Origin of the sequence: Pseudomonas sp. PSE1(2024) (genome assembly GCF_050990555.1) — a bacterium.
Lineage (GTDB): Bacteria > Pseudomonadota > Gammaproteobacteria > Pseudomonadales > Pseudomonadaceae > Aquipseudomonas > Aquipseudomonas aphyarum.
Genome location: NZ_CP158967.1, coordinates 1,491,120 through 1,504,617, shown reverse-complemented (window position 1 = coordinate 1,504,617; position 13,498 = coordinate 1,491,120). Strand labels below are relative to the sequence as shown.

14 protein-coding genes are annotated in these 13,498 nt (G+C 61.6%); 6 read left to right on the top strand and 8 right to left on the bottom strand.

Annotation, left to right across the window (positions count from 1 at the left end; all coding sequences use genetic code 11):
* The first annotated feature begins 22 nt into the window (after positions 1-22).
* Positions 23-511, top strand: coding sequence for a DMT family transporter (locus tag ABTV87_RS06720; protein ID WP_258713007.1), 489 nt, complete (start codon positions 23-25; stop codon positions 509-511).
* 140 nt (positions 512-651) lie between these two features.
* On the opposite strand, the gene yiaY is transcribed toward ABTV87_RS06720, so the two are convergent.
* Positions 652-1,800 carry an L-threonine dehydrogenase gene (gene yiaY / locus ABTV87_RS06715; protein WP_258713006.1) on the bottom strand — a complete coding sequence of 383 codons (1,149 nt, stop codon included), beginning with the start codon at positions 1,798-1,800 and terminating at the stop codon, positions 652-654.
* 154 nt (positions 1,801-1,954) lie between these two features.
* Between yiaY and ABTV87_RS06710 the strand changes: the two genes are divergently transcribed.
* Positions 1,955-2,974: a DUF4917 family protein gene (locus tag ABTV87_RS06710; protein ID WP_258713005.1), complete on the top strand. Its 1,020-nt coding sequence runs from the start codon at positions 1,955-1,957 to the stop codon at positions 2,972-2,974.
* Here ABTV87_RS06710 and ABTV87_RS06705 read toward each other — a convergent pair whose 3' ends face one another.
* Positions 2,975-3,517 (bottom strand): helix-turn-helix domain-containing protein, encoded by a 543-nt coding sequence (locus tag ABTV87_RS06705; protein ID WP_007957913.1) that lies wholly within the window; start codon positions 3,515-3,517, stop codon positions 2,975-2,977.
* A gap of 108 nt (positions 3,518-3,625) precedes the next feature.
* Here ABTV87_RS06705 and ABTV87_RS06700 point away from each other — a divergent pair, with 108 nt between their 5' ends.
* Positions 3,626-4,408 (top strand): aldolase, encoded by a 783-nt coding sequence (locus tag ABTV87_RS06700; protein ID WP_007957912.1) that lies wholly within the window; start codon positions 3,626-3,628, stop codon positions 4,406-4,408.
* Between the two features lie 26 nt (positions 4,409-4,434).
* Positions 4,435-5,316 carry a dihydrodipicolinate synthase family protein gene (locus ABTV87_RS06695; protein ID WP_258713004.1) on the top strand — a complete coding sequence of 294 codons (882 nt, stop codon included), beginning with the start codon at positions 4,435-4,437 and terminating at the stop codon, positions 5,314-5,316.
* 144 nt (positions 5,317-5,460) lie between these two features.
* Here ABTV87_RS06695 and ABTV87_RS06690 read toward each other — a convergent pair whose 3' ends face one another.
* Both ABTV87_RS06690 and ABTV87_RS06685 read right to left on the bottom strand, forming a co-directional pair.
* Positions 5,461-5,805, bottom strand: coding sequence for a YegP family protein (locus ABTV87_RS06690; protein WP_262161391.1), 345 nt, complete (start codon positions 5,803-5,805; stop codon positions 5,461-5,463).
* Positions 5,806-5,827: 22 nt separating this feature from the next.
* Complete coding sequence (locus ABTV87_RS06685) at positions 5,828-6,409, bottom strand: DJ-1/PfpI family protein (protein WP_007957909.1); 582 nt, start codon at positions 6,407-6,409, stop codon at positions 5,828-5,830.
* 169 nt (positions 6,410-6,578) lie between these two features.
* Here ABTV87_RS06685 and ABTV87_RS06680 point away from each other — a divergent pair, with 169 nt between their 5' ends.
* Positions 6,579-7,493, top strand: coding sequence for a DMT family transporter (locus tag ABTV87_RS06680; RefSeq protein ID WP_085605452.1), 915 nt, complete (start codon positions 6,579-6,581; stop codon positions 7,491-7,493).
* On the opposite strand, the gene ABTV87_RS06675 is transcribed toward ABTV87_RS06680, so the two are convergent.
* The 4 genes from ABTV87_RS06675 to ABTV87_RS06660 form a co-directional block, all read right to left on the bottom strand.
* Entirely contained in the window at positions 7,483-8,715 is a 1,233-nt protein-coding gene (locus ABTV87_RS06675; protein WP_085605450.1) for a class I SAM-dependent methyltransferase, read from the bottom strand. The genes ABTV87_RS06680 and ABTV87_RS06675 overlap by 11 nt on opposite strands.
* Positions 8,716-8,805: 90 nt before the next feature.
* Positions 8,806-9,423 carry a TPM domain-containing protein gene (locus ABTV87_RS06670; RefSeq protein WP_085605448.1) on the bottom strand — a complete coding sequence of 206 codons (618 nt, stop codon included), beginning with the start codon at positions 9,421-9,423 and terminating at the stop codon, positions 8,806-8,808.
* A gap of 28 nt (positions 9,424-9,451) precedes the next feature.
* A complete protein-coding gene (locus tag ABTV87_RS06665) occupies positions 9,452-10,204 on the bottom strand; it encodes a TPM domain-containing protein (RefSeq protein ID WP_085605446.1) in 753 nt (250 codons plus the stop codon).
* Positions 10,205-10,217: 13 nt separating this feature from the next.
* Positions 10,218-10,826: a LemA family protein gene (locus ABTV87_RS06660; protein WP_007957897.1), complete on the bottom strand. Its 609-nt coding sequence runs from the start codon at positions 10,824-10,826 to the stop codon at positions 10,218-10,220.
* Between the two features lie 259 nt (positions 10,827-11,085).
* Between ABTV87_RS06660 and bglX the strand changes: the two genes are divergently transcribed.
* Entirely contained in the window at positions 11,086-13,377 is a 2,292-nt protein-coding gene (bglX, locus tag ABTV87_RS06655) for a beta-glucosidase BglX (RefSeq protein WP_258713003.1), read from the top strand.
* The last annotated feature ends 121 nt before the right edge of the window (positions 13,378-13,498 follow it).

Below are 13,498 nucleotides of genomic sequence, written 5' to 3'. Positions count from 1 at the left end.
AAACCTTTGCCGGAGAACGATCATGGGAACGATGCAGTGGGTCGGATTGCTGCTGTTGGCGGTATTCGCCGGGGCGGTGGTGCCGTTTCAGAGTGCGATCAACATCAATCTGGCCCGGGGGTTGGGGCATCCGCTGTGGGCGACGCTGACTTCGCTGGTGGTGAGTGTGCTGGTGTTGTTGCCGGTGATTGTCGCCCTGCGCCTGCCATTGCCGTCGCTGGCCCTCGCCAGCAAGCTGCCGTTGTGGATGTGGACCGGCGGCGCGTTCGGGGTCTGCTTCGTCGCATTGGCGGTGGTATTGCTGCCGAAGCTGGGGGCTTCGGGATTTCTGGCGCTGGCCCTGGCCGGGCAAATGCTCACGTCAATCGTGCTGGATCATTTCGGCCTGTTCGGGCTGGTAGAGAGGCATCTGACATTGCCGCGCCTGTTCGGCGCGGTGTTGTTGATGGCGGGGGTGGTGCTGATTCAGTTTGGTGATACCGCCGCCAAGTCCCTGGCACCGGCGGGATGAAGCGATCACTCGTAAATCGTCAGTGACTGTAGTTCCGTCATCGCGAGCAGGCTCGCTCCCACAGGAAATCGCATTCCAATGTGGGAGCGAGCCTGCTCGCGATGAGGGCAGATCAGGCAATGCCGTTGTGCGATCCGGACTCAAAAGGCGCTGCGGAAAATCTCCTCGATCTGCCGCTGATCCGCCGCCCGCGGATTGGTGAAGCCGCAGGCGTCTTTCAGGGCGTTGGCGGCGAGTACCGGGATGTCGGTGCACTTGGCGCCCAGATCACGCAGGCCGCCGGGAATCTCGACGTCCCTGGCCAAACAACGGATCGCATCAATCGCGGCTTTTGCGCCCTCCTCCGGACTGAAGCCACGAATGTCGGCGCCCATGGCGTGGGCCACATCAGTGAGGCGGTCGGCGCAGACCAGCGCGTTGAACGTCTGCACATGCGGCAACAACACCGCATTGCACACGCCGTGAGGCAGATCGTAGAAACCGCCCAACTGGTGCGCCATCGCGTGCACATAACCGAGGGACGCATTGTTGAACGCCATGCCCGCGAGGAACTGCGCGTACGCCATGTTTTCCCGCGCGGCCAGGTCGCTGCCGTCGCGAACGGCCAGGCGCAGGTTGTTGCTGATCAGGGTCATGGCCTTCAGCGCGCAGGCGTCGGTAATCTGGTTGGCGGCGGTGGAAACGTAGGCTTCGATCGCGTGGGTCAGTGCGTCCATGCCGGTGGCGGCAGTCAGGCCTTTCGGCATGGCGACCATCAGCGCCGGGTCGTTGACTGACAGCAGCGGCGTGACGTTGCGGTCGACGATGGCCATTTTCACGTGGCGGGTTTCGTCGGTAATGATGCAGAACCGGGTCATCTCGCTGGCCGTGCCGGCGGTGGTGTTGATGGCGATCAGCGGCAGTTGTGGCTTGGCCGATTGATCGACGCCTTCGTAGTCGCGGATCTGCCCGCCGTTGGTGGCGCACAACGCGATGCCCTTGGCGCAGTCGTGGGGCGAGCCGCCGCCAAGGGACACCACAAAATCGCAGCGACTGTCCTTGAGCAGCGCCAGCCCTGCCTCGACGTTGGCGATGCTCGGGTTGGGTTTGGCGCCGTCGTAAATCACTGAATCGATGTCCTGCATCGCCAGTTTCTCGGCAATCATCGTCGCCACGCCGGCCTTGGCCAGACCGGTGTCGGTGACGATCAGCGCCTTGCGAAAACCGTAGTTGCGGATCGCGTTCATGGCGTCGTCGAGGCAGCCGCTGCCCATGATGTTTACGGCGGGAATGAAAAAGGTGCTGCTCATGGCGCGTCTCCTGACTGGGGCCGAATCGACTCGTGCGATCCGGCGGATACACACAGGATCGACCGATCGGTCACGGCGGATGTTGATCTGGCTCAATGCCCGCTCGTGATAAAGTCGCCGCCCATCTGCCCTTTGTTTTGAGACGTGCCCTGCAATGACCGATTTTCTGGATGTCGACGCCACACTCGAAGACTGGAACGCATTGCGCGCCGCCACCGACTTCAGCGGTCTGCTGCTGGGCAACGGCGCCAGTCGCGCGGTGTGGGACGATTTCGGCTACGACTCGCTGTTCGAAAACGCCCGCACGGTGGAAGAAAAACCGTTGAGCCCGTCGGAACTGAGCGTGTTCGACGCCATGCAGACGCGCAGCTTCGAGCAGGTGCTCGGCGCGCTGAAAACCACCAGCCGGGTCAACAAGGCGCTGGCCGTCAGCTCGGCCGCGCCGCGCAATCGCTACTACGCGATCAAGGAAGCGCTGATCAACACCGTCCACGCAGTTCACATCCCGTGGCGGCTGATCAAAGCCTCGACTTTGGCGACCCTGAACAGTGAACTGGCGCGTTATCGCACGGTGTTCACCACCAATTACGACCTGCTCAATTACTGGGCGCTGCAACATCAGGGCGAGGCAATCGACGACCTGTTCAATGGCCCCGACGCCAGTTTCGATCTGTGCGAAAGCAGCACTGAAAAACCGCGTCTGCTGTACCTGCACGGCGGCCTGCACCTGGTGCGCAATCAGGACGGCACCGCCCGCAAGCTGACCGCCACCGAGGGCACGCTGCTCGGCAGTTTCGCGATCAACAACACGATCAAGACACTCGACGACGTTCCGCTGTTCGTCAACGAAGGGCCGAGCGCCGACAAGCTCAAGACCATCCGCAGCTCCGATTACCTGTCGTTCTGCTACGACCAGTTACTCGGTCACGGCGACAACCTGTGCATCTTCGGCCACGCCCTCGGCGAACAGGACAGCCACCTCGTGCGCGCCCTGCGTCTGGCGAAACCGAAGACCGTGGCGATCTCGATCTACCCGCGCAGCGCGGCGTTCATCCAGCATCAGAAGCGCCATTACGCGAAGGTGTTCGAAGGCACGGGTGTCGAGTTGCGGTTCTTTGATTCCAAGAGCCATGCGCTAGGGAATTCGAAGCTGTCGGTGCCGGTCGAGGTCTGATCACTCCTCGCTGCTGTGCACCACCACCAGCAACTGCGCCTGCACCTCGCCCACTGAGCGGATGCGATGGGGTTTCTGCGCATTGAAGTGCAGCGCATCGCCCCGCTCCAGCAGCACCCGTTCGTTCACGAAGTCCACTTCGACCTGGCCTTCGTGGACGAACAGGAATTCCTCGCCCAAATGCTCCTTGAAGGTTTTGTCGGTGAATTCGCTCGGCGGATAAATGATGAACGGCAGCAAGCTGCGTTCGCTGACCTGATGAGCCAGCACCGCGTAGCCGGGGCTGTGGTCGTTGGCCGCCAGCGACTGGCGTTCGTGGCTGCGCACCAGGCTGTAGCTGTCGAGGCTGACGTTGTCTTCGGAGAACAGCTCCTCGACTTTCACGTTCAGCGCCTTGGCCAGTTTCAGCGCGGCGGCAATCGACGGCGTGTTCAACCCGCGCTCGACCTTCGACAGGTAACTCTTGGTCATGCCGGATTTCTCGGCCAGCGCCTCAAGGGTTACACCAAGTTTTTTTCTTAATAATTTCAAACGGATAGACATGCGAAGCGATTAATCCAGCAAAGGAAAGACGATTTGTCCTTGCCAATGACACAAAGTGTCATATAGCCTCTTAAGTGTCATCCATGGCAACCACCACAGGACACGGATATGGCGAAGACATTAGCACTACCCAAAGACGAACTGGTCAAGCAAGCGCTGACCCAGATGCAAAAAAGCCTGGCGGATAATACGTGGACAGACCGGCAAAAGCTGGCCCTGACCTGCCGGATCCTCTTCGAGAACGGCCACGATTCGGGCCTCGCCGGGCAGATCACCGCCCGTGGCCCGCAGCCGGGCACTTACTACACTCAGCAACTGGGGCTGGGTTTCGACGAAATCACCGCGAGCAATCTGCTGCTGGTCAACGAAGACCTGGAAGTGCTCGAAGGCCACGGCATGGCCAACCCGGCCAACCGTTTCCACAGTTGGGTGTACCGCGCCCGGCCGGACGTGAACTGCATCATCCACACCCACCCGACGCACATTGCCGCGCTGTCGATGCTGGAAGTGCCGCTGCAGATTTCCCACATGGACCTGTGCCCGCTGTACGACGATTGCGCGTTCCTTGAAGGCTGGCCGGGTGTGCCGGTGGGCAACGAAGAAGGCGAGCTGATTGCCGGGGCGTTGGGCGACAAACGGGCGATCCTGCTTTCCCACCACGGGCAGCTATCGACCGGCACGACCATCGAGGAAGCCTGTGTCATCGCGCAACTGATCGAGCGTGCCGCCAAACTGCAGTTGCTGGCGATGGCTGCCGGGACGATCAAACCGATCATCCCCGAGCTGGGTCGCGAGGCGCATGACTGGGTCTCGAAACCCAAGCGTCACGCCGCGGCCTTCAACTACTACGCCCGGCAGAACCTGCGTCAGCACGCCGATTGCCTGAACTGAACACCTCATCCTTGCGGAGCACTCTCATGTCCAACATTCACGGCATCATCGGCTACACCATCACCCCGTTCGGCGCCAACGGCGAAGGCGCTGACCTGCCGGCCCTCGGCCGCTCCATCGACCGTCTGATCGCCGGCGGCGTCCACGCCATCGCGCCACTGGGCAGCACCGGCGAAGGCGCTTATCTGAGCGATGCGGAGTGGGATCAGGTCGCCGAGTTCAGCATCAAGCACGTGGCCAAACGCGTGCCGACCGTGGTCAGCGTGTCCGACCTGACCACCGCCAAAGCCATACGCCGCGCCCGTTTCGCCGAAGCCCATGGCGCCGACGTAGTGATGGTGCTGCCGGCCTCCTACTGGAAGCTGACCGAAGCGGAAATCCTCGCCCACTACCGTGCCATCGGCGACAGCATCGGCGTGCCGATCATGCTCTACAACAACCCGGCCACCAGCGGCACCGACATGTCGGTGGAGCTGATCCTGCGCATCGTCAACGGCGTGGAAAACGTGACCATGGTCAAGGAGAGCACCGGCGACATCCAGCGCATGCACAAGCTGCAACTGCTCGGCGAAGGCCGGGTGCCGTACTACAACGGCTGCAACCCGCTGGCGCTGGAAGCGTTCGCGGCCGGGGCCAAGGGCTGGTGCACGGCAGCGCCAAACCTGATTCCGCAGCTCAACCTGGATTTGTATGAAGCCACACTGGCGGGGGATCTCGGCAAGGCGCGGGAGTTGTTCTACCGCCAGTTGCCGCTGCTGGATTTCATCCTCAAAGGCGGGTTGCCGGCGACGATCAAGGCCGGTCTGCGACTGACCGATCTGGAAGTCGGTGATCCGCGTTTGCCGGTGTTCCCGCTGAGCGAGGCCGGGCGTGATCAGTTGCAGGCCATTCTCAAAAGCCTGAGCTGATCTCAAGGTACACACCAACCCTTGTGGGAGCGAGCTTGCTCCGGGCGGCGATCCGACGATGACGGTTAATCAGTCGACATCTTTGTCGGGCCTGATGGCCTCATCGCGAGCAGGCTCGCTCCCACATTTGGATCTTCGGTGAACTCAGAGGACAGGCAGGGTTTTGTCCTTGATCACCTTGGACGGCCCGTTGGCCTTGACGCTGGCGATGCCTTTGGCACACGCCGCGTCCGATGAATAGGATTCGCTGCTGCCGATGATCTGGTGATTGGCCGCCTTGAGGTTGAAGTAGGGATGGCCGTCCTTCGTCGATTTTTTCTCGTAGCGTTCGTCCAGCGGGCTGTTGGTCTGCACCGAGGCGATGCCGTTTTCGGCGGCCGTGCGGCTGGTGTACAGCTCACTGGTCAGAATGGTTTCGGCATTCGCCGCTTTCAGTACGAACTTGAATTGGCCGTTGCTGCTTTTGCTCAACTCATACCATCCGGACATGGTGTTTCTCCTTATCGATGTGTCACAGGGTGATTTTGGTTCCAAGCAACCCGAGGAAACCCGCTAGCCACTTCGGGTGCGCCGGCCAGGCGGGCGCGGTGGCCAGGTTGCCCTGGACATGGCCGTCCGTGACCGGGATGTCGATGTAGGTGCCGCCGGCCAGCCGCACTTCCGGGGCACAGGCCGGATACGCACTGCACTCGCGACCTTCAAGAATCCCCGCTGCCGCCAGCAGTTGCGCGCCGTGACAGACAGCGGCAATCGGCTTGCCGGCCTTGTCGAAAGCACGCACCAGTTCGAGGACTTTTTCGTTCAGCCGCAGGTATTCCGGCGCACGGCCGCCGGGCACCAGCAGTGCATCGTAATCCTTGGCATCAACCTTGGCGAAATCGAAGTTCAGGGCGAACTGGTGACCGGGTTTCTCGCTGTAGGTCTGGTCGCCTTCAAAGTCATGGATCGCGGTGCGCACGGTCTTGCCGGCAGCCTTGTCCGGGCACACGGCGTGCACGGTGTGACCGACCATTTGCAGGGCCTGGAACGGCACCATCACTTCGTAGTCTTCGACGTAATCGCCGACCAGCATCAGAATCTTTTTCGCGGCCATGGACAGGACTCCTCTGGTGAATGCACAGGAGTATTCAAAGTAGTTCAAGGACCGCGATGACGTTCGCAAACTGTATGGATAACTCTGCGCTCAGCTGTAACAGCCCGATTGCCGTGGTTTGTGGCTAGATGAAGACACCTCCTTGCCACCCTCGAATCTGGTTGCCCTCATGTCTTCGCGCGAAAACACCGGCATGGCCCTCGGCCTGCTCGGCGTGGTGATTTTCAGCCTTACCCTGCCCTTCACCCGCATCGTGGTGCAGGAACTGCACCCGCTGCTCAATGGCCTGGGCCGCGCGTTGTTCGCGGCGATTCCGGCAGCGGCGCTGTTGTTGTGGCGACGGGAAAAGTGGCCGACCTGGAAGCAAGTCAAAGGCCTGAGCCTGGTGATCGCCGGGGTGATTCTCGGTTTCCCGGTGCTGTCGGCGTGGGCCATGCAGACGTTGCCGGCGTCCCACGGCGCGCTGGTCAACGGTTTGCAGCCGCTGTGCGTGGCGCTTTATGCCGCGTGGCTGTCCCATGAACGTCCGTCGAAAGCCTTTTGGGCCTGCGCCGCGTTGGGCAGTGCGCTGGTGCTGGGTTACGCGTTGTACACCGGTGCTGGCAGCATTCAGGCCGGGGATCTGTTGATGCTGGGTGCGATTGCGGTGGGCGGTCTGGGTTACGCCGAGGGCGGGCGTCTGGCCCGGGAGATGGGCGGCTGGCAGGTGATCTGCTGGGCGCTGGTGCTGTCGACGCCGCTGCTGATCGGCCCGGTGCTGTACCTGGCGTTGCAGCATGAGGGCGCGGTATCGGCAAAAACCTGGTGGGCCTTCGGCTATGTCGCGCTGTTTTCGCAGTTTCTGGGCTTCTTCGCCTGGTACGCCGGGCTGGCCATGGGGGGCATTGCCCGGGTCAGTCAGATCCAGTTGTTGCAGATCTTCTTCACCATCGCGTTTTCCGCGCTGTTCTTTGGGGAACACGTGGAGCCGATCACCTGGCTGTTCGCCTGTGGGGTGATCGCGACGGTGATGCTCGGTCGCAAGACCGCGGTGCGCCCGGCTCAACCGGGCACGTTACCGGCGGGGGTTCAGCTCAAGCCTTGAGCTTCAGCAGGCCGTCAGCGAGCAGCAGGGTTTCGAGGCAGTGCTCGCTGATCTGGTAGAACGCTTTCAATTCCTGGATTTTCACCAGCAGCTGAGTCGGGTCCACCGGCTCGGCGCGCTTCACGGCGAGGATCATCTTGTTCTTGTTGGTGTGGTCCAGCGAGATGAACTCGAACACCTTGGTCTCGTAACCGCAGGCTTCAAGGAACAGCGCACGCAAGCTGTCGGTGACCATTTCGGCCTGCTGGCCCAGGTGCAGACCGTATTGCAGCATCGGCTTGAGCAGCGCCGGGCTCTGGATCTGCAAGCGGATCTGTTTGTGGCAGCACGGCGAGCACATGATGATCGAGGCGCCGGAGCGGATGCCGGTGTGGATCGCATAGTCGGTGGCGATGTCGCAGGCGTGCAGGGCGATCATCACGTCCAGCTCGCTCGGCGCCACGCTGCGCACATCGCCGCATTTGAACACCAGCCCCGGGTGTTCCAGCTTCGCGGCGGCGGTGTTGCACAGGTTGACCATCTCTTCACGCAGCTCGACGCCGGTGACTTCGCCCTCGGCCTTCAGGGTGTTGCGCAAATAGTCATGGATGGCGAACGTCAGGTAACCCTTGCCCGAACCGAAATCCGCCACCCGCACCGGTTTGTCCATGGCCAGCGGCGACGAGGTCAGCGCGTGGCTGAACACTTCGATGAACTTGTTGATCTGCTTCCACTTGCGCGACATCGCCGGGATCAGCTCGTGCTGGGCGTTGGTCACGCCCAGATCCTTGAGGAACGGGCGGTTCAGATCGAGGAAACGGTTTTTCTCGCGGTTGTGCTCGGCGGACGGCACTTCGCGCAATTGCTGAGGTTTGCTCATGAACAGCGAGCTCTTGCCCTTTTTGCTGTATTCGAGCTGGGCTTCGTCAGTCAGCGCCAGCAAATGCGCATTTTTGAACGCCGACGGCAGCAGCCCGGCAATCGTCGTCACCGCTTCGTCCAGCGGCAGGTTCTTGGTGATATCGCGGGTCTTGTAGCGATAAACGAAGGACAGGCACGGCTGCGCCTTGACCGTCACCGGCTTGATGATGATCCGCTGCAGATCCGCTTCTTCGCCGACGTACTTTGCCAGCACCAATTTGATGAAGCCGTTCTGTTCGAGGCTGGTTTGCAGCAGCTCGATGAACCGGGCGTGGTGATCGGGCGCCGGTTTGGCAGATGCGGAGGGAGCGGTAACGGACATGGGAAAAAACGGCCTCGGACGGGCAAATCGGGAATGGGCGCTAGTTTAGGGGGGATGGCGTTCGAGGGCACGGCTAATTTCCCGAACGGCTTATCCCAACACCACCAACCGATTCGGCAACTCATTCCTCACCTGCGTAACCGGCACATGCACCTTGAGCAATTCCCCGCACGCTTCAATGCAGGTAACAAAGCCCTGCAACGTCTGCCCCTGCCTTACCTGCTCGGTAAACGCCGCAACAATCGAATCCCAGCTCTTGTTATCCAGCTTCTTGGAAATCCCCTCATCCACCAGAATCTCCACATACCGCTCCGCCTCGCAGACAAAAATCAGCATGCCGGTGCTGCCCACCGTGTGGTGCAGGTTCTGTTCGAGAAACTGCCGCCGCGCCAGGTTCGAAGCACGCCAGTGGCGGACATGACGCGGGATCAGATGAGTGGTGACTTTGGGCAGACGAAACACCAGGCACAGCACGACAAAACTGACCCACTGCACCAGCAACAAGCTGTGCATCGTCAGCCAGCCGGTCAGGTAATGCACGATCCCCGGCACCACCAGCGCCAGCAGGCTCGCCCACAGCAGCGGGATGTACGCGTAGTCGTCGGCGCGGGCCGCGAGCACCGTCACCAGTTCGGCGTCGGTGTCGCGCTCGACCCGGGCGATGGCCTCGGCGACCTTGCGTTGTTCGTGTTCAGTCAGTAATGCCATGTCGTGAAGTGCCTGCTCATTATTGTTATCACCAGCCGCCGGAGGACCCGCCCCCGCCGAAACTGCCACCGCCGCCGCTGAAGCCCCCGCCTCCACCGCCGCCGCCAAATCCACCACCGCCAAAGCCGCCCCCTCCTCCGGAGCCGCCCCGGCCGGCGGGAAGGATACCGAGCATCTGGCAGACAAAAACAGTCAGGATGAACAACATCACCAGAAATACGAACAACGCCGGGTGCCGCGAGACGAAATCGTCCGCAGGATCGCCGGCCGATTCATACACCGTGGACGGTTCGTCCAGCGGATTGCCGCCCAGCACCACCAGCATCGCCGCCACGCCATCACTGATGCCCTTGCTGAAATTGCCAGTCTTGAACGACGGCGTGATCACCTGATGAATGATCACCGAACTCTGGGCATCGGTCAGGCGATCCTCCAGCCCGTAACCGACTTCGATGCGCAATTTGCGCTCGTCCCGGGCGACGATCAACAGGGCACCGTTATTCTTGTCCTTCTGACCGATGCCCCAGTGCCGGCCGAGTTCGACGCCGTAGTCCTCGATGGTGGCGCCTTGCAGGTTTGGCAAGGTCACGACCACCAGTTGCTCGCCGGTAGCCTGTTCGTGGGCCTGCAACTGCTGGCTCAGTTGCGCGCGCACCGACGGCTCGATCATCTGCGCGTCGTCCACCACCCGCCCGGTCAGCGCCGGAAAGGTCAACTCGGCCCGGGCGCTGACGGCGAACAGCCACAGCATCAGCACCAGGCCCATCTTCAACACACGCATGGGCATCCCCGGGTCAGAACTTCACTTCCGGGGCCTTGTCCGCGCCGGGGCTGGTGGCTTCGAAGGTCTCGCGGATCGGCAGGTCGCTGTACATCACGCTGTGCCACAGGCGACCGGGAAAGGTGCGGATTTCGGTGTTGTATTTCTGCACCGCCAGAATGAAATCCCGTCGGGCCACGGCGATGCGGTTCTCAGTGCCCTCAAGTTGCGATTGCAGGGCGAGGAAGTTCTGGTTGGCCTTCAGGTCCGGATAGCGTTCGGACACCACCATCAACCGGCTCAAGGCACCGGTCAGCTGATCCTGGGCCTGCTGGAACTGCTTGAGCTTTTCCGGGTTGTCGAGGGTGCTGGCATCGACCTGGATCGACGTCGCCTTTGCCCGGGCCTCGATCACGGCGGTCAGGGTTTCTTCCTCGTGCTTGGCGTAACCCTTCACGGTTTCCACCAGATTGGGGATAAGGTCGGCGCGCCGCTGGTACTGGTTCTGCACCTGGCCCCAGGCAGCCTTGGCCTGTTCGTCGAGGGTCGGGATGTTGTTGATGCCGCAAGCGGTCAACAACGTGGCCAGCACCAGCAAGGTGGCGACCTGCAAACGCGAGCGGTAGACAGGACTGACATTCATCGGACGGGTGCTCCCTTGCACATTTCATGAAAATTCGAGCGCGAAACCTTCTCGGTCGGCTCTTGGGGCATAATCGCCCGCGCCACTGGATTGCGGCGGGCCGATGGGCTAAAAAGAGGCCCTGCGCGATCACGCTGCTCGATCCGGCAGCGTTTATTCGGCGTCGTTTTTTGCGTCAACACCCGAACAACAATAGTCGCTCCCTAAATTTTGGCTGGCCGGCATTGCATTGCCGTTTGCGCCCTTGAGAAAACTATTCATGAAGAAGCTGTGTTTGCTGGGCCTGTTCGTCAGCCTGGCCAGTCATCAAGTACTGGCCGCCACGACCCCGGTACCCCTGGAAAACAAGGATGCGTTCATCAGTAACCTGATGAAACAAATGACCCTCGACGAGAAGATCGGCCAGTTGCGCCTGATCAGCATCGGCCCGGAAATGCCCCGCGAGCTGATCCGCAAAGAGATCGCCGCCGGCAACATCGGCGGCACGTTCAACTCGATCACCCGCCCGGAAAACCGTCCGATGCAGGACGCTGCGATGCGCAGCCGCCTGAAGATCCCGATGTTTTTCGCGTACGACGTGATCCACGGTCACCGTACGATTTTCCCGATTCCGCTGGCCCTGGCCTCGAGCTGGGACATGGACGCCATCGGCCAGTCCGGTCGCGTCGCTGCTAAAGAAGCTGCCGCCGACAGCCTCGACATCACCTTCGCGCCGATGGTCGACATCTCCCGCGACCCGCGCTGGGGCCGCAGCTCAGAAGGTTTCGGTGAAGACACCTACCTGACCTCGCGCATCGCCAAAGTCATGGTCAAGGCCTATCAGGGCGAGACCCCAAGCGCGGCCGACAGCATCATGGCCAGCGTCAAGCATTTCGCCCTGTACGGCGCTGTCGAAGGCGGTCGCGACTACAACACCGTCGACATGAGCCCGGTGAAGATGTACCAGGACTACCTGCCACCGTACCGCGCGGCCATCGACGCTGGCGCCGGCGGCGTGATGGTGGCGTTGAACTCGATCAACGGCATCCCGGCCACCGCCAACACCTGGCTGATGAACGACCTGCTGCGCAAGGACTGGGGCTTCAAGGGCCTGGCAGTCAGCGACCACGGCGCAATCTTCGAACTGATCAAGCACGGCGTGGCCCGCGACGGTCGTGAAGCGGCGAAGTTGGCGATCAAGGCCGGCATCGACATGAGCATGAACGACACCCTGTACGGCAAAGAGCTGCCGGGGCTGCTCAAGTCCGGCGAGATCGAACAGAAAGACATCGACAACGCGGTGCGTGAAGTCCTCGCGGCCAAGTACGACATGGGCCTGTTCAAAGACCCGTACCTGCGCATCGGCAAGGCTGAAGACGATCCGGCCGACACCTACGCCGACAGCCGCCTGCACCGCGCCGACGCCCGCGAAGTGGCGCGTCGCAGCCTGGTGCTGCTGAAGAACCAGAACGAAACCCTGCCGCTGAAGAAAACCGCCAAAGTCGCGCTGGTCGGCCCGTTGGCCAAGGCCCCGATCGACATGATGGGCAGCTGGGCTGCCGCCGGTCGTCCGGCGCAATCGGTGACCCTGTTCGACGGCATGAGCAATGTGATCGGCGACAAGGCGAACCTGATCTACGCCCGTGGTGCCAACATCACCAGCGACAAGAAAGTCCTCGACTACCTGAACTTCCTCAACTTCGACGCCCCGGAAGTGGTCGATGACCCGCGTCCGGCCAACGTGTTGATCGACGAAGCGGTGAAAGCCGCCAAGGATGCCGACATTGTGGTTGCAGCCGTGGGTGAATCCCGTGGCATGTCCCACGAATCGTCGAGCCGCACCGACCTGAACATCCCGGAAAATCAGCGCGAGCTTATCCGTGCCCTGAAAGCCACCGGCAAGCCGTTGGTGCTGGTGCTGATGAACGGCCGTCCGCTGACCATCCTCGAAGAAAAAGAACAGGCCGACGCGATTCTGGAAACCTGGTTCAGCGGCACCGAGGGCGGCAACGCCATCGCCGACGTGCTGTTCGGCGACTACAACCCGTCGGGCAAACTGCCGGTGACTTTCCCGCGCTCCGTGGGCCAGATCCCGACCTACTACAACCACCTGAGCATTGGCCGGCCGTTCACGCCGGGCAAACCGGGCAACTACACCTCGCAGTATTTCGATGACACGACAGGCCCGCTGTTCCCGTTCGGTTACGGCCTGAGCTATACCAACTTCAGCCTGAGCGACATGGCGCTGTCCTCGACCACCCTGAACGCCACCGGCAAGCTCGACGCCAGTGTCATGGTCAAGAACACCGGAAAGCGTGACGGCGAAACCGTGGTGCAGCTGTATATCCAGGACGTCACCGGTTCGATGATCCGTCCGGTCAAGGAACTGAAGAACTTCCAGAAGATCATGCTCAAGGCTGGCGAGCAGAAGGTTGTGCACTTCACCATCACCGAAGATGACCTGAAGTTCTACAACGCCCAGCTCAAATACGCGGCCGAGCCTGGCAAGTTCAACGTGCAGATCGGCCTGGATTCCCAGGACGTGACGCAGCAGAGCTTTGAGTTGCTTTAATCCGGCGCCCCGATCGTTCCCACGCTCTGCGTGGGAATGCCTCAATGGACGCTCTGCGTCCGCTTTGGGACGCGGAGCGTCCCGGGCTGCATTCCCACGCGGACGGTTCGACGCCTCGACG